This window comes from Phaeobacter sp. BS52, from assembly GCF_045040595.1.
GTDB classification, from domain to species: domain Bacteria; phylum Pseudomonadota; class Alphaproteobacteria; order Rhodobacterales; family Rhodobacteraceae; genus Phaeobacter; species Phaeobacter piscinae.
The window spans coordinates 70,312-91,098 of sequence record NZ_CP090662.1 but is presented as its reverse complement, the minus strand read 5'-3'; the positions used below and the strand labels follow the sequence as shown (position 1 = coordinate 91,098).

At 62.5% G+C, this 20,787-nt stretch carries 15 protein-coding genes and 4 pseudogenes; 10 read left to right on the top strand and 9 right to left on the bottom strand.

The genetic code is table 11. The annotated features are described in order from the left end of the window. Window positions 1–438: 438 nt before the first annotated feature. The 4 genes and pseudogenes from nagA to L0Z65_RS00385 form a co-directional block, all read right to left on the bottom strand. The gene (gene nagA, locus L0Z65_RS00400; protein WP_405109721.1) at window positions 439–1,599 is read right to left on the bottom strand and encodes an N-acetylglucosamine-6-phosphate deacetylase; all 1,161 of its coding nucleotides are present in this window, start codon (window positions 1,597–1,599) and stop codon (window positions 439–441) included. Further along, entirely contained in the window at window positions 1,596–2,624 is a 1,029-nt protein-coding gene (locus L0Z65_RS00395) for an SIS domain-containing protein (RefSeq protein WP_405109718.1), read from the bottom strand. The genes nagA and L0Z65_RS00395 overlap by 4 nt, the downstream gene beginning before the upstream one ends. Before the next feature lie 24 nt (window positions 2,625–2,648). Then, window positions 2,649–3,408: pseudogene (locus L0Z65_RS00390) on the bottom strand (GntR family transcriptional regulator). Beyond that, the gene (locus L0Z65_RS00385; RefSeq protein ID WP_405109715.1) at window positions 3,405–4,307 is read right to left on the bottom strand and encodes a BadF/BadG/BcrA/BcrD ATPase family protein; all 903 of its coding nucleotides are present in this window, start codon (window positions 4,305–4,307) and stop codon (window positions 3,405–3,407) included. The pseudogene L0Z65_RS00390 and the gene L0Z65_RS00385 overlap by 4 nt, the downstream one beginning before the upstream one ends. A gap of 177 nt (window positions 4,308–4,484) precedes the next feature. On the opposite strand from L0Z65_RS00385, the gene L0Z65_RS00380 reads away from it, so the two are divergent. The 10 genes and pseudogenes from L0Z65_RS00380 to eda all read left to right on the top strand — a co-directional run bounded on the left by L0Z65_RS00380 (window position 4,485) and on the right by eda (window position 16,708). Beyond that, window positions 4,485–5,414: an N-acetylmuramic acid 6-phosphate etherase gene (locus L0Z65_RS00380; protein WP_405109712.1), complete on the top strand. Its 930-nt coding sequence runs from the start codon at window positions 4,485–4,487 to the stop codon at window positions 5,412–5,414. A gap of 76 nt (window positions 5,415–5,490) precedes the next feature. Beyond that, window positions 5,491–6,745 (top strand): annotated as a pseudogene (locus L0Z65_RS00375) (ABC transporter substrate-binding protein). An 83-nt stretch (window positions 6,746–6,828) separates the two neighbouring features. Next, window positions 6,829–7,755 (top strand): carbohydrate ABC transporter permease, encoded by a 927-nt coding sequence (locus L0Z65_RS00370; RefSeq protein WP_040175537.1) that lies wholly within the window; start codon window positions 6,829–6,831, stop codon window positions 7,753–7,755. A gap of 10 nt (window positions 7,756–7,765) precedes the next feature. Then, window positions 7,766–8,605 carry a carbohydrate ABC transporter permease gene (locus L0Z65_RS00365; protein WP_040179514.1) on the top strand — a complete coding sequence of 280 codons (840 nt, stop codon included), beginning with the start codon at window positions 7,766–7,768 and terminating at the stop codon, window positions 8,603–8,605. 142 nt (window positions 8,606–8,747) lie between these two features. Then, window positions 8,748–9,840 (top strand): annotated as a pseudogene (locus tag L0Z65_RS00360) (Gfo/Idh/MocA family protein). 12 nt (window positions 9,841–9,852) lie between these two features. Beyond that, complete coding sequence (locus tag L0Z65_RS00355; RefSeq protein ID WP_102896380.1) at window positions 9,853–10,848, top strand: ABC transporter ATP-binding protein; 996 nt, start codon at window positions 9,853–9,855, stop codon at window positions 10,846–10,848. A gap of 193 nt (window positions 10,849–11,041) precedes the next feature. Continuing rightward, window positions 11,042–12,658 (top strand): glucose-6-phosphate isomerase, encoded by a 1,617-nt coding sequence (gene pgi, locus L0Z65_RS00350; RefSeq protein WP_405109707.1) that lies wholly within the window; start codon window positions 11,042–11,044, stop codon window positions 12,656–12,658. Window positions 12,659–12,704: 46 nt separating this feature from the next. Next, a pseudogene (zwf, locus tag L0Z65_RS00345) lies at window positions 12,705–14,166 on the top strand (glucose-6-phosphate dehydrogenase). A gap of 67 nt (window positions 14,167–14,233) precedes the next feature. Continuing rightward, complete coding sequence (gene edd / locus L0Z65_RS00340) at window positions 14,234–16,057, top strand: phosphogluconate dehydratase (RefSeq protein ID WP_405109704.1); 1,824 nt, start codon at window positions 14,234–14,236, stop codon at window positions 16,055–16,057. Between the two features lie 3 nt (window positions 16,058–16,060). Beyond that, window positions 16,061–16,708, top strand: a complete 648-nt coding sequence (gene eda, locus L0Z65_RS00335) for a bifunctional 4-hydroxy-2-oxoglutarate aldolase/2-dehydro-3-deoxy-phosphogluconate aldolase (RefSeq protein ID WP_405109701.1) — start codon at window positions 16,061–16,063, stop codon at window positions 16,706–16,708. Window positions 16,709–16,796: 88 nt separating this feature from the next. Here eda and L0Z65_RS00330 read toward each other — a convergent pair whose 3' ends face one another. The 5 genes from L0Z65_RS00330 to L0Z65_RS00310 form a co-directional block, all read right to left on the bottom strand. Continuing rightward, window positions 16,797–17,189, bottom strand: a complete 393-nt coding sequence (locus tag L0Z65_RS00330; RefSeq protein ID WP_405109698.1) for a GFA family protein — start codon at window positions 17,187–17,189, stop codon at window positions 16,797–16,799. 146 nt (window positions 17,190–17,335) lie between these two features. Further along, the gene (locus L0Z65_RS00325) at window positions 17,336–18,307 is read right to left on the bottom strand and encodes a carbohydrate kinase (protein WP_405109695.1); all 972 of its coding nucleotides are present in this window, start codon (window positions 18,305–18,307) and stop codon (window positions 17,336–17,338) included. After that, the gene (locus L0Z65_RS00320; protein WP_405109692.1) at window positions 18,304–18,948 is read right to left on the bottom strand and encodes an AAA family ATPase; all 645 of its coding nucleotides are present in this window, start codon (window positions 18,946–18,948) and stop codon (window positions 18,304–18,306) included. Before L0Z65_RS00320 ends, L0Z65_RS00325 begins: the two co-directional genes overlap by 4 nt. Then, window positions 18,945–19,721, bottom strand: coding sequence for an ATP-binding cassette domain-containing protein (locus L0Z65_RS00315; protein WP_040175555.1), 777 nt, complete (start codon window positions 19,719–19,721; stop codon window positions 18,945–18,947). The genes L0Z65_RS00320 and L0Z65_RS00315 overlap by 4 nt, the downstream gene beginning before the upstream one ends. Continuing rightward, window positions 19,721–20,782 (bottom strand): ABC transporter permease, encoded by a 1,062-nt coding sequence (locus L0Z65_RS00310; RefSeq protein ID WP_405109688.1) that lies wholly within the window; start codon window positions 20,780–20,782, stop codon window positions 19,721–19,723. Before L0Z65_RS00310 ends, L0Z65_RS00315 begins: the two co-directional genes overlap by 1 nt. Window positions 20,783–20,787: the final 5 nt, after the last annotated feature.

The following is a 20,787-nucleotide window of genomic DNA, read 5'->3' as shown; positions in this document are numbered from 1 at the left end:
TCAGTGCGCCCGCAATCAACGGGACATCCCCCCACCAAGGCACGGCAGAGCGTTCTGACAGAGACTTAGCCTATCCCTTCCCCTGCGGGCAAATAATTTGATCAAATACATGAAGACATCTGTGGACAGGGCGGCTATGCAGAACCTTGCTGACCTGAGCTGAGAGGGCCTAAATGTCCGGTTTTGAGAGCCGTTAAACACACGCTCGTTTTTGGAGTAAATGTAAACGACACTGATTGGCGCATTCAAAAGCGCCACTCGAAACCCAGGCGGTTATTGAAGGTTATTGGCTTTGCAGCTTACAGCTGACATTCGCGCAATACGCAGTATTGATGAAAATAGCCTCCAGAACGGACCGACACAGCTCGCACCCCCAGCGCAACACTTGGCGCTGAGGTTCACCCTGTCTGGCATCTCATGACCTACCTCTACCAGCAGCTACAGCGCCAGCCCGCGCTGCCAGACTTGCTGCAGTTCCAGCGCGTTGTTCAGATGCAGCACGTCAGCGCGCGCGCCGGGTTGCAGCCGTCCCAGGTCGGATCGCCCAATCAAGTCCGCAGGCCGTGTTGCGGCCATCTCCAGTGCCGTCTCCAGCGGGACATCACACCCCTCAACCAGGATCTGCACCGCTGTTGCCAGCTCCAGATGCGCGCCCGCAAGGGTGCCATCAGCCAGGGTCAGACGGTTGTTATCGCGACGGATTTCGCGGCCATTCAGGGTAAACCGGTCAATGTCGGAACCTCCGGTGGCCATGGAATCGCTGACCAGAAACACCTGCCCCGGTCCGGTCTTGGCTGCCAGCGCCGCCCGGATCGACGCCCGGTGCACATGGACGCCATCAGCAATCAACCCGGCGGACAGCCCGCCAAGATCAAGGGCCGCGCCGACAACACCGGGTTCGCGATTGCCAAGCTGGCTCTGGGCGTTGAACAGATGGGTGACGCAGCGCGCGCCCGCCGCAACCGCCGCCACGCAATCAGCATGGCTGGCATCGGTGTGACCGAGCGACACCAGAACACCCGCCTCGCTCAATCGCCGGATCTGCGCCGGAGTGACCGCCTCGTAGGCCAGCGTCACCTTCAGCAGCGGCAACCGGGCCGCTGCGGCACATAGGCCCTCCAGATCCTCCTCGCTCATCGGGCGGATCAGCGACGCATCATGCGCACCCTTGCGTGAGACCGCCAGATGTGGCCCCTCCAGATGCAATCCGACGATGCCCGGAACACCGGCGGCAATCGCCTCCACGGTCGCCTCAATCGCGCGGGCCACGAAATTCGGCGTATCAGTGATCAGCGTCGGCAGGATCGAGGTCGCACCAATCCGCGCATGTGCGGCAGCGATGATCTGCAATTGCTCCAGATCGGGGGCGTCGTTGAACATGACCCCGCCGCCGCCGTTGACCTGCAGGTCGACAAACCCGGCCGTCAGGATCCCGCCATCAAGTGCTGTGACCTCGGCCCCCTCAGGCAGTTTGCCCATCGGCAGAACCGCCGCGATCTGATCGCCGCGCAGCACCAGCGCGCTGTCGTCTTCCCAGCCCACCGGGGTCAGGATCCGCGCGCCCGTCAGGGCACGCAGCAAATGCCGATCCCCAGTCATACCGTTTCCGTCACTTTCTTCAGGTGGCGCGGTGCATCCGGGTCGATCCCGCGCGAGGCGGCGAAGGCTTCGACCATCGCATAGAAAGACACGATCAGACTAATCGGGTCTGTCAGTGCATGATCGGTGCGGACATGGTCCACCCGCTGCGCTGCCGTGACCTTATCCGTGGTGGCAAAGACCTGCGCGCCCTTGGCCGCGATCTGATCGGCGATGCCCGCCAGCGCGCCCTCGGCCGCATCTGCCGCTGCAAAGCCCAACACCGGGAACCCCTCTTCCACAATGGACACTGGCCCATGCAAAACCTCTGCTGAGGAATAGCTCTCCGCATGCAGCTGGCAGGTTTCCTTGAACTTCAGCGCTGCCTCATTGGAGACCGCCAACGCCTGTCCCCGGCCCAATGTGAACAGGGAGGACCGCGCGCCAATCGCGTCACGCACCTCGGGCCAGTCGATCCGGCAGGCGCGGTCCAACTGCTCCGGCAACGCGTGCAACGCCGCTAGAACCGACTGATTGCGATCCCATTGCGCCAGCAGCCACAACCCCGCCACAGCCGAGGTCACAAAGGTCTTGGTCGCCGCGACGCTCAGCTCAGGCCCCGCATGGATATCCAAGGTGTGATCCGCCGCCGCCGCCAGCGGCGAGGCCGCGTCATTGGTCAGCGCAACCGACAGCGCGCCATCATTGCGCGCACTGTCCACCATCGACACGATGTCCGGGCTTTTGCCGGACTGCGACACCGCGAGGCTCAGCGCGCCCTTCAGGCGCAGCGGCGCCTTGTAGATTGAGGCCACCGACGGCCCGACCGACGCAACAGGCACCCCCAGCATGATCTCGCTGGCGTATTTCAGATAGGTGCAGACATGGTCGGAGGAGCCGCGCGCCACGGTTACCATGACATTGGGATCAAGGGCACGCGCCGCGTTTGCAACGGCCTCAATCTCAGCCCGGCCATGGCTCAGCAGCCGGTCCACAGCTGTCGGGATCTCGTCGATCTCGCGACGCATTTTGGTGATATCTGTCATGGTCCCCTCCTCAGGGTCGCCAGGTTAGGTCGTCCCGAGCCGCAGCTCGGCGACAAAATCATAGGCATCGCCGCGATAGATCGAGCGGGTGAATTCGACCACGCGCCGGTTGCGCAAATAGGATGTCCGCACGATGCTCAGCCCCGCCATCCCAGGCTCCACCCCCAGCATCTGCGCCTCTTGTTCGGGCAGGTTGATCGCCGAGATCCGCTGCAACGCCCGCACCGGACGGCTGCCGGATTGCTCCAGAACCTCATAAAGCGAGCCTTGAACCGCCTGCGGATTGGGCAGGATATCCACCGGCAGCGATGCGCGTTCAATCGCCATCGGGCGCCCATTGGCCCGCCGTAGACGCGCGATCCGGGCGACCGCCTCGCCAGAGGTCAGCGCCAGCGCCATCACCTCTTCCGGTGACGGGGTGTGAATGCCGCGTTCCAACCATTCAACGCTGGTGTCATACCCGCGCCGCTCCATATCCTCGGTAAAGGAGGTCAGCTGCGACAGCGATTGCTCCACCTTGGGCGTGCCATCCGCCACAAAACTGCCAGAACCCTGCCGCTGCACGATAATGCCGCGATCGACCAGATCCTGCATCGCCCGGCGTACGGTGACCCGCGACAGGCCGGTGAGTGTTGCAATCTCCCGCTCCGCAGGCAGTGGCGCGCTTTTGGGGAGGAGCCCGGTTTCAACGCCATCTTCAATGCGCTGGCGCAGCCGCACATAGCGAGGACCGGCCGCATCGTCCAACCAGGCGGCTAGGCGTCAGGAATTCCTCAACCGTCATACTGCCTCCTGCGCGATCTCGCGGGCAAATCGGCGCGACAGCTCCAGCGCGCCATCCAGCGGTGAGCCTTCTGCCCCCCGCAGATAATCCGCCACATCCGCAGGCAGATAAGCGGCGTATTGCGCGGCGACACCTCCGATATGGTAAACCGGTTCCTCAGGCCGACGCCCCAGCGCCTGCAGCCCGTTGCACAGATACTCTGCGCCCTCCGCCATCAGCCGTCGGCCCGCCGCATCACCCTCAGCCGCAGCCTTGGCCACGCGCGGCGCATAGGCGCCAAAGGCCACCGGCCGCGCGGTCTGGGCAAATCGGACGATCTTGGCTGTCTCATTGGAATAATCGCGCAAACAACTGCGCAGAAGCGGCGTCATCGGCTCGACCCCTTCAGCAGCCTGCAAGGTCAACTGCAACACACGCCGCCCCAGCCAGCCGCCCGAGGCCTCATCCCCCAGGACCGTACCATGGCCACCAATAAGCGTAACCTGACCCGCCACCTGACGCCCGAGGAACGACCCGGTGCCAACCCCGATGAGGCTGGCGGTCTCCTCCCCCAATGCGCCCACCACAGCGGGCATGCGATCATCTTCCACCCGGACATGCGCCTGTGGCAGGGCCTCCGCGACACGCGCGGCAGACTCGCGATCAATGACACCGGCCAGTCCGGCATAGACCGGTATCTGGGAAAACACCTCATCAGTCAGACCCGACTGCCGCTGCAAATCCGCCAATCCGGCACTCAGGGTAACAACCGCCTGATCGGGCGCCGTATAAACATTGGCGCTGCCGCCAGTCACCACCAGCTGCTGCGGCGGTGTCGCTCCTGATTTCAGCAGGGCAAAGCGGCAGGAGGTTCCCCCTCCATCCACGGCGATCAGATATGGAAAGCGTGAGTCGGTCATGCAATACCTATAAGATACCTTTCACGCAAAATAAAGACCTCTCTAACAGCAAGATTACCATGCGACCGGGTAATTAGCTGAATTTACCGCGAAAAACCTCCCCATAAATTAAATGGTAGACAAGTGGTATTGTATAGGTATTAAATACTTCTCATTCACCTGAGGGGGAGGAATCACATGGGATCGAGGAGCGATCAACACTCCATAGCCCGTAAACCGGCGCAGGCCGAGGCGCAGACAGAGACGCTGCACCCCGATGCGCAGGGGCTGGATCTGCGCGCCGATGCGGAGATCCTCGACACCCTGCTGGACGGTCAGCTGCGCGCATTGGAAGCTGTAGCCAGCGCCCACACTGCGATCTCAGCCGGTGCGGCCCTGCTGACAAGCGGCCTGCACAATGGCGGCCATCTGCATTACGCAGCCGCAGGCTCCTCCGCCCTGATGGCGTTGGCCGATGGTGCAGAACTGCCCGGAACATTCGGCATCAGCGCCGATCAGATTTCCATTCACATGGCGGGGGGCATCCCTGCGGACGGGCGCATGCCCGGCCACACCGAAGACGACGCTGAGGCCGGCGCCAAAGCCGCCGCCCCCGTGACCGCAAATGATGTGGTTGTCGCCCTTTCGGCCAGCGGCAGCACCCCATTCCCGATGAGCTTTGCCCGCACGGCGCAGGCCGCCGGGGCCAAGGTGATCGCCATCGCCAACAACGCCGACACGCCGCTGCTGAACCTGGCGGATGTGGCGATCTGCCTGCCCACCCCGCCAGAGGTCATCGCAGGATCGACCCGCATGGGGGCTGGCACCGCACAGAAGGCTGCGCTCAATATGATGTCCACGCTGGTCGGCATCCGGCTGGGGCATGTGATGGACGGCATGATGGTCAACCTCATCGCCGACAATGCCAAGCTGCGCCAGCGCGCCATCCGCATTGTCAGCACCCTCACCCGTCAGGACGCCGAGGCCGCAGCCCGGGCGCTGGATCAGACCGGCGGCGCGGTAAAGCCCGCCATTCTGCTGCTGCAGGGGGCCGCCTCACCCACCGCTGCAGAAACACTGCTGCGCCATCACAAGAACAACCTGCGAGCCGCGCTCGCACAGGTGTAACGGTCGGCCACGCGCCACCCAAGAGGTCACCAAGACCCTGATTACAAATACCAACATGCAAACTGGGAGATACTGAATGACACGGAAACTCTTTACCCTCGCGCTGCTCGGCTCGACCGTGATCGGCGGCGCCGCAGCTGCTGAAGACGTGACGCTGACCATTGAGAGCTGGCGCAATGACGACCTCGCCCTTTGGCAGGACAAGATCATCCCCGCCTTTGAAGCGGCCAACCCCGGCATCAAGCTGAAGTTCACCCCCTCTGCCCCGGCAGAATACAATGCGGTGCTGAATTCCAAACTGGATGCCGAGCAGCGCCGGTGACCTGATCACCTGCCGCCCCTTTGACGCCTCGCTTGGTCTTTATGACAAGGGCCAGTTGGCGGACCTCTCTGATCTGGACGCCATGGGCAGCTTCTCCGACGTCGCCAAATCCGCCTGGCAGACCGATGACGGCTCCGCCACCTTCTGCGTGCCGATTGCTTCGGTGATCCACGGCTTCATCTACAACAAAGACGCCTTTGCCGAGCTGGGTGTGAATGTACCCGAAACCGAAGATGAGTTCTTTGCGGCGCTGGAAAAGATCAAACAGGACGGCAACTACGTGCCTCTGGCGATGGGCACCAACGACCAGTGGGAAGCCGCAACCATGGGCTACAACAACATTGGCCCGAACTACTGGAAGGGTGAGGAAGGCCGTCTTGCCCTGATCGCAGGCGAGCAGAAACTGACAGATGATCAGTGGGTTGCCCCCTATGAGACCCTGTCAAAATGGGGCGCGTACATGGGCGACGGCTATGAGGCGCAGACCTATCCTGACAGCCAGAACATCTTCACCCTGGGCCGGGCCGCAATCTATCCGGCGGGCAGCTGGGAAATCTCCGGATTCAACACTCAGGCTGATTTTGAAATGGGCGCCTTCAAACCGCCGGTCACCGCCGCAGGCGACACCTGCTACATCTCGGATCACACGGACATTGCCGTGGGCCTGAACGCCGCCTCCCCCAATGCCGAGGCTGCCAAGACCTTCCTGAACTGGGTCGGCTCGGCTGAATTCGCCAGCATCTACGCAAATGCGCTACCGGGCTTCTTCTCGCTGTCGAACCATGAGGTCGCAATGGAGGATCCGCTGGCGCAGGAGTTCGTCTCCTGGCGTGGCGAGTGTGAGAGCACCATCCGCTCCACTTATCAGATCCTGTCGCGTGGCACGCCCAACCTCGAAAATGAGACATGGGGCGCCTCCGTTGCTGCGATCAAGGGCACCAAAGCTCCTGCTGATCTGGGCGCAGAGCTGCAAGAGGGTCTGGCCAGCTGGTACGAACCGCAGAAGTAAGCGCGCCACCACCTGACTGACCTGACACTCAGGCGTCCGGGCGGCCCCATGCGGCCCGGACCCGCCGACAGATGGGACACATCATGCAAAATACCTCTCATAAACCGCGCAGACGCTGGCATATCGCCGTTTTCCTTGCGCCCGCTGTGCTGGTCTACACCGCCATCATGATTTTCCCGCTGTTCAATACTCTGCGGCTCGCGCTCTACAGCGAAAGCGACCAGATCCGCCAGTTCGTCGGCCTTGCCAACTTCGAGACCCTGTTTTCCAATCCCAACTGGTCTGAACAGTTCTGGAACGCGCTTGGCAATAACTTCTGGTTTTTCTTTGTTCACATGCTGGTGCAGAACCCGATCGGGGTGGCATTGGCGGCGATCCTCAGCCATCCCCGGCTGCGCTTCGCAGCGCTCTATCGTACGGCGATCTTTGTGCCCACAATCCTCAGCTTTGTCATCGTCGGCTTTGCCTGGAAACTGATCCTCTCGCCGATCTGGGGCATCACACCGGATCTCTTGGACGCCATCGGCCTGAAATGGCTGTTCGCACCCTGGCTCGGCAAGGAAGACTACGCCCTGACCACGCTGGCGCTGATCTCCGTCTGGCAGTTTGTCGGCATCCCGATGATGCTGATTTACGCAGCCCTCCTGTCGATCCCGGAAGAGGTGATCGAGGCGGGCGAGGTTGACGGCATTACCGGAATGGCCGCCTTCTGGAAGATCAAACTGCCGCTGATCCTGCCCTCCATCGGGATCATTTCAATCCTGACATTTGTCGGCAACTTCAACGCGTTCGACCTGATCTACACCACCCAAGGCGCTCTCGCGGGGCCGGACTTCTCGACCGATATCCTCGGCACCTTCATGTATCGCACCTTCTTCGGTTTTCAGCTGCAATTGGGCGATCCACATATGGGATCCGCCATTGCCACCGCCATGTTCGCGATCATCCTGATCGGTGTCTGTATCTATCTCTTCGGCATCCAGACCCGTCTGCGCCGCTACCAGTTCTGAGGATCGGACGATGAACAAAGCCCGCTCAAACCCGTTCAACAGCATCCTCGCGCATGGCGCGCTGATCACCTACACGCTGATCGCCCTGTTTCCGGTCTTCGTCATTCTGGTGAACAGCTTCAAAACCCGCAAAGCGATCTTTCGCGACCCGCTGGGTCTGCCCACATCAGACACGTTTTCGATGGTCGGCTACCAGACCGTCCTGAAGCAGGGGGATTTCTTCCTCTATTTCCAGAACTCGATGATTGTTACCGTGGTCTCCCTCGCACTGGTGCTGCTGTTTGGCGCCATGGCCGCCTTCGCCCTCGCGGAATATCGGTTCAAGGGCAATATGTTGCTCGGCCTGTACCTCGCCCTAGGCATCATGATCCCGATCCGCATCGGCACCGTCGCCATCTTGGAGCTGATGGTGGACACTGGCCTCGTGAACACGCTGACTGCGCTGATCCTTGTCTATACCGCGCAAGGGCTGCCGCTGGCGGTGTTCATCCTGTCGGAATTCATGAAACAGGTGAGCGACGATCTGAAAAACGCCGGCCGCATCGACGGGCTGTCGGAATACACCATCTTCTTCCGACTGGTCCTGCCGCTGGTGCGCCCAGCCATGGCCACCGTCGCGGTTTTCAACATGATCCCGATCTGGAACGATCTCTGGTTCCCGCTGATCCTGGCCCCGGCCGAGGAGACCAAGACGCTGACATTGGGCAGCCAGGTCTTCATCGGGCAGTTCGTCACCGACTGGAACGCGGTGCTATCCGCCCTGTCGATGGCCATTCTGCCGGTGATGGTGCTCTACGTGATTTTCTCACGCCAGCTCATCCGCGGCATCACTTCCGGGGCGGTCAAATGACGCTGCCGCGCAAACCATCCCCCTGCCCGGCTGCGATGCCGGGCCGCGCCGGACCAGCCCCCCAAGATGGCAGACCTCTGTCATCTCCTGGTCCGGCGCACTCAACCGCTGTGCAGCTGAACCGCCATTCAGGAGACAGCCAATGACCCGTGTTCTGATTGCTGGCCTCGGCAACATGGGGTTTTCCCATGCTCTGGCTCACCACCACGATGACACCGCGCAGATCGTCGGCCTCGTCAACCGCTCTGGCACGGCCGCGCAGGCTCCCTTGCAGGACTATCCGGTTTTTAGCGATTTCCATCAGGCGCTGGCGCAGAGCAAACCCGATCTGGTGGTCATTGCCACCTATTCCGACAGTCACGCCGCCTATGCCATTGCGGCGATGGAGGCTCGGCGCGCATGTGTTTGTCGAAAAACCGCTGGCCACCACGGTTGCTGACGCCCGCGCTGTGACCAACGCCGCCCGTCGTCTGGGGCGCAAACTGATGGTGGGCTATATCCTGCGCCATCACCCCAGCTGGCAGCGTCTGATTGCTGAGGCCCGCGATCTCGGCCCGCCTTATGTGTTCCGCATGAACCTCAACCAGCAGTCCGATGGGCCGACATGGGACACCCATAAGGCGCTGATGCAGACCACCTCTCCGATCGTGGATTGCGGCGTGCATTACGTCGATGTCATGTGCCAGATCACCGATGCCACGCCCCAGCGCGTTCACGGCATCGGCCTGCGCCTGTCCGACGAAATCGCCGAGGATATGTATAACTACGGCCAGTTTCAGGTGAGTTTCTCTGACGGTTCCGTCGGCTGGTACGAGGCCGGTTGGGGTCCGATGATGTCGGAGACCGCCTATTTCGTGAAAGACGTGATTTCGCCGAATGGCTCCGTCTCGATCACCGAAACAGACAAGGGCGGCTCGGACGATGTGGATGGCCATACCGCCGTCGGCAGCCTGATCGTACATCGCAGCGCGCAAGGCATCCCCGACCGCCAGATAGACCTGCCCGACGAACCCGACCATGACGCTCTCTGCTCGGCTGAACAGGCCCATATGCTGCGCGTCATTGCCGACGACCTCGACATGGAGCGGCATATGCAGGACGCCGTTGCCTCGCTGGCGATCTGTCTGGCCGCCGACCAAAGCATCCGCAGCGGCGCGCCTGTCGATCTGACATCTGACCTGACAGAGGCCGAGGCCACAGCGCCCGCCTCTCCATCTCTGACCCCGAAGACCTGAAGGATTACCGCCATGACTGCCCTACAGCTCACCAATGTCTGCAAATCCTTCGGCCCGGTTGAGGTGCTGAAAGACATCAACCTCACCGTCGAAGACGGCGAATTCGTGGTCTTTGTCGGCCCCTCAGGATGTGGGAAATCCACCCTCCTGCGGGTTATCTCCGGGCTGGAGGATGCCACCGCAGGCGAAATTTCCATCGGCGGCCAGACTGTCACCACCACGCCACCCGCCAAACGCGGCATTGCCATGGTGTTCCAGTCCTACGCGCTTTACCCGCATCTTTCCGTGCGTGAAAACATGGCATTGGCGCTGAAACAGGAACGCCAGCCCAAGGAGGAAATCACCGCGCGCGTCGCCGAAGCCAGCCGCATGTTGTCGCTGGAAGACTATCTGGACCGCCGCCCCTCCGAACTCTCCGGCGGCCAACGCCAGCGGGTCGCCATTGGCCGCGCCGTGGTGCGCGAACCGAAACTGTTTCTCTTTGATGAACCGCTCTCCAACCTTGATGCGGCCCTGCGCATGAACACACGGCTGGAAATCGCCCGGCTGCACCGGCAGCTGTCGGCCAGCATGATCTACGTCACCCATGACCAGATTGAGGCGATGACACTTGCCGACAAGATCGTGGTGCTGCGCGATGGCCGTATTGAACAGGTCGGCACGCCGATGGAGCTTTACAACAACCCCGCCAATCGCTTTGTGGCCGAATTCATCGGCGCGCCTGCGATGAATTTTGTGCCCGCCCTTCGCCTGGGCGGCACCGCCGGTCAGTTCATCGGCATCCGCCCGGAATACGCCCGCATCAGCCCTGACGGCCCCCTCGCGGGAGAGGTGATTCACGTGGAGAAGCTGGGCGGAGATACCAATATCCTCGTCGACATGGGCGAGGACCTCACCTTCACCGCGCGGCTCTTTGGCCAGCATGACACCGATGTGGGCGAAACGCTGCAATTCGATTTCGACCCTGCCAACTGCCTTACCTTCGACGCTGCGGGACAACGTATCTGATCGCACCCCGCTGCGCGTGCTCTTGTTTCAGGCACATCTCACCGGACCGATCTATTGGGCCTATTCCGGCGGCCTGCTATATTAGGGCGTTACAAATGCACATGTTAGCGCTAACTATACGGCAGCGGTGCCCCGGAGTGATTTGCAACTGGATGGATCACAACAGGGCAAGACCAACCGAGGGAGACCGACGATGACGCAGACCTGGCAACTTCTGGCAGAGCACCACGCACAGACTGCCGATACCGCGCTGCTGTCGCTGTTTGACGCGCCCGACCGGTTTCAGACTTTCTCTGCCGAAACCGACGGCCTGCTTCTGGATTATTCCAAAACCGCGCTGGACACCACCGCGCTCTCGCTGCTCGAGCGTCTCACCGCTGAGGCGGGCCTCGCGGATCGCATCAGCCAGATGTTCCGCGGTGAGAAAATCAACACCACCGAAGACCGCGCCGTGCTGCACACTGCCCTGCGGGCGCAGACCGATACCGCGATCAAGGTCGATGGTGACGATGTCCTGCCTGCCATCCGCCAGACCCTGCAACAGATGGAGAGCTTCGCCGAGGCGCTGCGCGATGGCACCCTACGCTCCAGTACCGGTGCCAAATTCACCGATGTGATCAACATTGGCATTGGTGGCTCTGACCTTGGTCCCGCCATGGCGACCCTGGCGCTGGCGCCTTATCATAATGGCCCCCGCTGCCACTTTGTGTCCAATGTGGATGGCGCCCATATCGCCGACACGCTGAAGGGGCTGGATCCGCAGACCACATTGGTCATCATCGCGTCCAAGACCTTCACCACCATTGAAACCATGACCAACGCCCGCACCGTGCTGGACTGGCTGCGCGCCACGCTGGGAGAGGACACCTCCGCCCATCTGGCCGCCGTCTCCACCGCGCAGGACAAAACCGCCGCCTTTGGCATTACCCCCGAACGGGTCTTCGGTTTTGCCGATTGGGTGGGCGGGCGCTACTCGCTCTGGGGACCGGTGGGTCTGCCGATCATGATCGCCATCGGGGCGGAGGATTTCCGCCAGTTCCTGTCCGGTGCCGCTGCGATGGATGCGCATTTTCGCACCGCACCGTTCCGCGAGAACCTGCCGGTGATGCTCGCGATGACCGGCATCTGGCACCACAATATCTGCGGCTACGACAGCCGCGCGATCCTGCCCTATGACCAGCGTCTGGCCCGCTTCCCCGCCTATCTCCAGCAGCTGGATATGGAAAGCAACGGCAAGAGCGTCGCATTGGATGGTAACCCACTGCCGCGCGACTCTGGCCCGATTGTCTGGGGCGAACCCGGCACCAACGGTCAGCACGCCTTCTATCAACTGCTGCATCAGGGCACCCGCGTGGTGCCTGCTGAATTCCTTATCGCGGCCGAGGCGCATGAGGGGGATCTGACCCACCACCACCAGCTTCTGGTCTCCAACTGCCTCGCCCAGTCCGAAGCTCTGATGCTGGGCCGCTCGCACGCGGACGCCCGCGCCATCGCCGCCAAACGCGGCTTCACCGGTGAGGCATTGGAGCAGATGGCCGGGCACCTGTCCTTTGCTGGCAATCGTCCCTCTGTGACCCTCGCCTATCCGAAACTGACGCCCTTTGTGCTTGGCCAGCTGATCGCACTTTATGAACACCGCGTCTTTGTCGAAGGGGTGATCTGGGGGCTGAACTCCTTTGACCAATGGGGCGTGGAGCTGGGCAAAGAACTGGCCGTCAGCCTGCTGCCGCTGGTCGATGGCTCCGCCCCGCCCGAAGCTTATGAGGCCAAAGATGGCTCCACCCGGGGCCTGCTGTCCAAACTCACCTGATCCGCCTGCCGCCCTTCCGCCCCCTTCAGCTCACAGAGAAAAAGCCATGGTATCCCGCGTCATTCCCGTCCAGTCCTTTGATCTCGTGCTGTTTGGTGCGACCGGGGACCTCGCCCGCCGCAAGATACTGCCCAGCCTGTTCCACCGTTTCCAGATCGGACAGTTCTCTGACGATTGCCGCATCATCGGCACCTCGCGCAGCGAAATGGACCGCAAGGGGTTTCAGGAGATGGTCGCCGACGCCATCCGCACCTATGGCCAGCCGGGCGAGACCAGCGACGACGAAATCGCAGCCTTCGTGGATCTGCTGCACTACACCGCTGTAGACGCGCGCGGCGACAACGGCTGGCAGGCGCTTGGTGATCTGCTGCGCGATGATGCCATCCGCGCCTTCTACCTCTCCGTCGGGCCCAGCCTGTTCCCCGATATCGCGGGCCGTCTGCGCTCCACCGGGATCGCCACCCCCGACAGCCGTATCGTGTTGGAAAAACCCTTCGGCCATGATCTGGCCTCAGCCCAGGCGCTGAATGCCGCCCTACGCGCCAATTTCGAAGAGCACCAGATCTACAGGATCGACCATTATCTGGGCAAAGAGACCGTCCAGAACCTGATGGCCCTGCGCTTTGCCAATTCTCTCTTCGAACCCCTGTGGAATTCCTCACACATCGACCATGTGCAGATCACCGTCGCCGAGAGCATCGGCGTCAAAGGGCGCGGCGAATATTATGACAAATCCGGTGCCATGCGCGATATGGTCCAGAACCACCTGATGCAGCTCTTATGCCTCACCGCGATGGAACCTCCCGCCCGCTTCACCCCCAACGCCGTGCGCGACGAGAAGGTCAAGGTGATCGAGGCGCTGAACCCCGTCGCCCCGGATCAGATTGCCCGCGGCCAATATCGCGGCCCGGAAGGGGACTCCTACCGCGACCATGCAGGCAATCCTGCCAGCACCACCGAAAGCTTCATCGCGATGAAGGTGGAGGTCGCCAATTGGCGATGGGCTAAGCACGCCGTTTTACCTGCGCACCGGCAAATGCCTGCGCGCCCGCGAGTCGGAAATCGCCGTGTTCTTCCGCGACCCGCCGCACAACATCTTTGCCGAGGACACCGGCACCGGCGGAATCAAGGGCAATGTGCTGGTGATCCGCCTGCAACCGGACGAGGGCATCACCCTGCGCACCACCATCAAGGATCCCGGCCCCGGCGGCATGCGCCTCACCGGCGCCAATCTCGACATGACCTTCGCCGACAGCCTGCCAGAGGCCGGACGCCCGCAGGACGCCTATGAACGGCTGATCATGGATGTGATCCGGGGCAACCAGACCCTGTTCATGCGCGGTGATGAGGTCGAGGCCGCCTGGGCTTGGGCCGATCCAATCATCGCGGGCTGGGCCGACAACAGCAATGACAGCCCACAGCCCTATGATCCCGGCAGCTCCGGGCCAGAGGATGCGCTGCTCCTGATGCACCGCGACAACCGACGCTGGCGCGGCATCGGCTCCTGAACCTGCTTGTTCTCGCTCCCGACACGATCCGACCAACCGGCACCTGACTGACTGAAAGAGGCACCTGATGCGTTTGAACCAAACAGTCCGCGACGTCACAGACCGAATTATCGCCCGCAGCGCCAAACCCCGCGCTGCCTATCTGGCCCGGATGCGCGCCGCCAAGGGCAAAGGCCCTGCCCGCGCCCATCTCTCGTGCAGCGGTCAGGCGCACGCCTATGCCGCCACCGGTGAGGATCAGATGCCCCTCGCCGAAGGCACCGCCGGGCACCTCGGCATTGTGACCGCCTATAACGATATGCTCTCGGCGCATCAGCCGTTTGAAACCTACCCGCAGCGGATCCGCGACGCCGTGCGCCGCGTCGGCGGCACCGCACAGGTAGCCGGTGGCGTGCCTGCCATGTGCGATGGCGTCACCCAGGGCGAGGCGGGAATGGAGCTGAGCCTGTTCTCCCGCGACACCATCGCCATGGCCACCGGCATCGCCCTCAGCCACAATGTCTTTGACGCCACCGTCTACCTCGGCGTCTGCGACAAGATCGTGCCGGGTCTGGTCATCGGCGCGCAGGTCTTTGGCCATCTGCCAGCAGTGTTCCTGCCCGCCGGTCCGATGACCTCCGGCATTTCCAACGACGACAAGGCCAAGGTCCGTCAGAAATTCGCCGCTGGTGAAATCGGGCGTGACGAGCTGCTCAAGTCCGAAATGGCCGCCTATCACGGTCCCGGCACCTGCACCTTTTATGGCACCGCCAATACCAACCAGATGCTAATGGAGTTCATGGGCCTGCACCTGCCCGGCTCCTCCTTCGTCAATCCCGGCACCGATATGCGTGCCGCTCTCACGGAAGAAGGCGCCCGCCGTGCCTTGGCGCTCAGCGCGCTTGGCAATGATTACACGCCGGTCTGCGATATTCTGGATGAGCGTGCCTATGTGAACGGCATCGTCGGGCTGATGACCACCGGCGGCTCCACCAACCTGCTGATCCACCTGATCGCGATGGCCCGTGCTGGTGGCATCATTCTCGACTGGCAGGATTTCTCTGACCTCTCCGACGTGGTGCCGCTCTTGGCGCGGGTCTATCCAAACGGTCTTGCCGATGTGAACCACTTCCATGCCGCAGGTGGGCTGGGCTACGTGATCGGTCAGTTGCTGAACTCAGGTCACCTTCACGCCGACACCCGCACGGTCGCGGGCAGCGGATTGGAGAGCTACACCGCCGAACCCTTCCTTGGTGATGATGGTCTGGTCTGGAAACCCGGCGCGGCTGAGACCCTCAACGACAAGATCATTCGTCCGGCAAGCGACCCCTTCCAGCCCACCGGCGGGCTTTCCCGCCTGTCTGGCAATCTCGGCACCGGGGTGATGAAAATCTCCGCTGTCGCGCCCGAACATCGCGTGGTCGAAGCCCCGGCCCGTGTGTTCCACGATCAGGAGGAAGCAAAAGCCGCCTTCAAGGCCGGGGAACTGGACAAAGGCGACGTTGTCATCGTGGTTCGCTTCCAGGGGCCGAAGGCCAACGGCATGCCGGAGCTGCATTCGATGACGCCCTTCCTCGGCATCATGCAGGGGCGCGGTCAGAAGGTTGCGCTGGTCACCGATGGCCGCATGTCCGGCGCCTCGGGTAAGATCCCCTCCGCCATCCATGTGGTGCCGGAAGCGCTGGATGCTGGCCCGATTGCCAAACTACGCGACGGTGACATGGTGCGGGTTGATGCCCTCACCGGGACGCTAGAGGTCATGGCCGAGGGCTTTGACGACCGTGACCCGGTGGTCGCCGATCTCTCCGCCTATCAGCATGGCACCGGCCGCGAGATGTTCGCGCTGTTCCGCAATGCCGTCACCTCTGCCGACACCGGCGCCACCGTATTCTCGACCTTGATCGGAGACTGACCCATGGCCATCACCCCACAAGACGCCAGCACCCGTGCCCGCGAGATCTGCCAACTGGCCCCCATCGTGCCGGTTCTGGTTGTCCATGACGTCGCCCACGCCCGCCCGCTGGCAGAGGCGCTGGTCGCCGGTGGCCTACCCGCGCTGGAAGTCACCCTGCGCACCCCCGCCGCACTGGATGTGATCGCCGAAATGGCGACGGTGAAAGGCGGCGTTGTTGGTGCCGGTACGCTGATCACGCCAGAGGATGTCACCCGCGCCGTCGCTGCCGGGGCACAGTTCGGCGTCTCCCCCGGTGCCACCGACACGCTGCTGGACGCGGCGGAAGCCGCAGGCCTACCGATGCTGCCCGGTGCTGCCACCGCCTCCGAAGCGATGCGCCTGCTGGACCGCGGCTATGACATGCTGAAATTCTTCCCGGCTGAGGCCTCGGGCGGCGCGCCCGCGCTCAAGGCCATTGGCGCCCCGCTGCCACAGATCAGCTTCTGCCCCACCGGCGGCGTCAGCCCTGACAATGCAAACAGCTACCTGTCGCTGTCCAACGTGGTCTGCGTCGGCGGCAGCTGGGTGGCCCCGGCGAAACTGATTGAGGCAGGTGACTGGGACGGCATCCGCGACCTCGCCCGCGCCGCCAGCCAACTGCCACGCTGACCCAGAGCTCTGACAGAGACAAGCCCGCAGCCCTGTGCAAACGGCGCTGCGGGACGGCCACGGCTATACGCCGCTCAAAGCAGGTGGATCAGGCCGGATGACCGCTGGATTTCGGCGCATCGTCGCAAATCTCATACCAGCCGGGCTTCTCCGACACGAATTCATGGAACCGGTTTCTGGTCGAGATCTCGCTGTCCAGCGCATTTGCGGCAATCGGGAAACTATCCTCCTCGGATAGGATTTCACCAAGCGAGCTGCCGCAGATCCTACAGAAACATCTTCCGTATTTATACGGCGTACCCGGCTGGTAGAGGGCCACCTGATCCCTGCCCGCGACCCAGGTCAGATCTTCCCGTTTCACAAAAACGATGGTGCTCGCCCCCGCCTTTCGGCAGCGCGAACAATGGCACGTGCCCATCATGCTTGGCTCCGCCTTCAGTCGGAATTTGACCGCTCCACAGCAACAGCTCCCGTCAATCATCACATCAATCCTTCGCTGCACAATTCATAGGAACAATACATGAACATTCGAGATCGGGCAATCCCAAACGCGACGCGCGACACCGGCGGTCTCAGCGGGGCGGCACCTCAACAAATCTGGCATTGATGGGGATTGGATCGAGCGTGCTAGCCCTCCAGCTCGCCCCGCCAGGGCGGATTGGCACCGGGACGGGACACCGTGACAGCCGCCGCCCGCGCACCGTATCCCAGACAGGCGCGCAGCTGTTCGGGATCCATCTCACCGCGGGCCGCATCCGCCAGCACGCCTGCCTCGCTCGCCGCGGCCAGAAAGCCTGCATTAAACGTATCGCCAGCCCCGACCGTATCCGCAACCACCGCCATCTGTGCGGGAACCTCGACCGTGGGGCCGGATCGCAGGAACCCCTTCGCGCCCTTGCTGCCCAGCGTCAGGATCACCAACCCTGGCCCGCTCTCGGTCTCCCCGGTCAGAACCTGACGGATTTTCTCCTCAATCGGTGCATCACCGGGATAGATCCAGTGCAGATCCTCATCCGAGACTTTGACAATCCCGGCCCCCGCCACCATCGCCGCCAAGCGGCTGCGATAGGCCGTCTCATCCTTGGCAAACCCGGCCCGCACATTGGGGTCGATCATGATGATCCGGCGTCCCCGCTCGCGGGCCGCCAGCGTTGCATAGGTCTCTGCCGCAGCGCCATTGCACAGGGAAATCCCGCCAAAGAACAACGTCTCCACATCCTCAGACAACTCCGGCAACCGGTCAGGACGCAGGCTGGCCCCGGCAGAATTCTCATCAAAGAAATGATACTCCGCATGACCGTCACGCAGATGCACAAAAGCCAGAGTAGAGGGCTGATCTGACCGTTCGGCAAACCCGTGATCCACATGTGACGCCGTCAGGGCCGCCGCCAGTTGCTGGCCGAACAGGTCGCGCGACAGGCCGGTGAACAGGCCGGTTTCCTGCCCAAGCCGCCCCAGCGCAATCGCCGTATTGAACACCGCGCCGCCGCAATGGGGCACAAACCCGGTCTGCGCCTCGGCGCCATCCATGGTGGCCACGCCCCCCGCGACCGGCGCCGGGATCATATCGATCAGCGCTTCTCCACAACACAGGATCATTCTGTCTTACCTCTCCAGATCACATCCACAGGCAGGGAGGCGGCGGCCACACGATCTGCATTGGCCAGGTCATTGCCCTCCGCCCGCGCTTCTGCCTCAGCGTCGTTCAGGCCATGGGCCTGCCAGCGCGCCACAAGGCGCTCACGCAGCGTCTCACGCGGGACATCGACCCGCACCGATACATCCCACAATGCCGCCAGATCGCGCCAGCCCGGCGCGTCAAACATCAGATAATTGCCTTCCACCACGGCGACCTCAACACCTGCATCCACCCGTGCGGCACCTGCGATGGCAATGTCCTGCGCGCGGTCAAATTCAGGGTAAATCACTTCTTCGTCTACCGCCATGGCCGCTATCAGCCGCCGAAACCCCGCCTGATCAAAGCTCTCCGGCGTGCCTTTCCGTGCCAGCAGATCCATCTCCGACAACAGCCGGTTGTCCAGATGAAACCCGTCCATCGGCACCACCGCGGCTGACGTCCCCTGCGCACAGAGCGCCCGCACCAGCAGCTCTGCGAGGGTGGATTTGCCACTGCCCGGCGCGCCTGCCAGCGCCACCAGTCGCCGCGCCCGACCGGGCCGACATGGCAGCGCCTCAATGGCAGTGACCAGATCCGCCAGTGATGTCACCTCCCGCGTCATGCCGCCGTCAGATCCTCGGACGGCACCTGCGCGCCGGTCATATACGCCACCGCATCCGACATGCTGTGCTGTTTGGGATCAATCACGCAGAGCCGCTTGCCCAGCCGGTGCACATGGATGCGATCCGCAACCTCAAACACATGGGGCATATTGTGGCTGATCAGGATGATCGGAATGCCGCGTGATTTTACGTCCTGAATTAACTCCAACACCCGGCGGCTCTCCTTGACGCCCAGCGCCGCCGTTGGCTCATCCAGAATGATCACCTTGGAGCCAAAGGCCGCCGCCCGCGCAACGGCCACGCCCTGACGCTGACCGCCCGACAGGGTTTCCACCGCCTGATTGATATTCTGAATCGTCGCCAAGCCCAGCTCGTTCAGCTTGTCACGGGCGACCTGCTCCATGCGGGCGCGATCCAGCTGCCGCAGCAGATTGCCGCGCCAGCCGGGTTTGCGCAGCTCACGCCCCATGAACATATTGTCGGCAATCGACAGCGCAGGCGACATTGCAAGCGTCTGATAAACCGTCTCGATCCCCTCTTCACGCGCATCAATCGGCGATTGGAACGCCACCTTGCGCCCCTCCAACCAGACCTCCCCCGCATCCGGGATCACCGCGCCGGAAATCGCCTTGATCAGCGAGGATTTCCCGGCCCCATTGTCACCGATCACCGCAAGGATCTCTCCCGGCATCAGATCAAAATCGCAATGGTCCAGCGCCGTCACACGCCCGTAACGCTTCACCAGACCGCGGGCTTTCAAAATGGGTTCCATCAGACAGACACCTTTCTGATCCATTGATCCACGGCCACCGCCGCAATGATGAGAAGGCCAATCAGCAGATAAGTCCACTGTGCATCCGCCCCCAGCAGGCGCAGCCCCAAGGTAAAGACCCCGACAATCAGCGCCCCGAAAAACGTCCCAAGGATCGACCCGCGCCCGCCAAACAGTGAGATCCCGCCGATCACCACAGCCGTGATGCTCTCGATGTTCGCCAGCTGGCCCGAAGTCGGCGACACCGATCCGATCCGCCCGATCATCGCCCAACCGGCAAAGGCGCAGATCAGACCCGACAGCATATAGACCGAGATCAGCACTCGCGTGACCTTGACCCCCGACAGCTCCGCTGCCTCCGGGTCGTCGCCAACCGCATATACATGTCGGCCCCAGGCTGTGTGGCGCAGCACATAGGCCAACAACAGCACCAGAACCACCATGAAGATCACCCCATAGGTGAACACCGCGCCGCCGATTTTGATCTTCTCGCCGAACAGCTGCAACAGCGGCGCCTCGGCGGCGATGGTCTGGCTGCGAATGGTCTCATTGGCGGAATAGAGGAAATTCGTCGCCAGCACGATCTGCCACATGCCCAGCGTCACGATGAACGGCGGCAGCTTCATCCGCGCCACCAACCAGCCGTTGATAAATCCGCAAAGCGTGCCGCAGATCAGGCCCGAGGCCACCGCCACCTCAACCGGCAACCCGTAGCGAAAGGTGAATTGACCCATCACCACCGAACTCAGCACCATGATGGCGCCCACCGACAGGTCGATCCCTGCCGTCAGGATCACCAGCGACTGTGCACAAGCCACGATGCCGACAATACCCACCTGCTGCAGGATCAGCGTCAGTGCAAAGGGGGAGAAGAACTTACTCCCCAGCAGCAGGCCAAACACGATCACCGACAACACCAGCACAATCAGCGGCACCAGCGATGGCGTCACATGCAGAAGATGCTGCAATCGGCTGATAAAGGAGGCCTCTCCCTGGTCAAAATCCGCAACGGCCTCGGGGCTGCCGCTGGCCGCCGCTTCATAGCTTTGGGGCGTGGTCATATCTG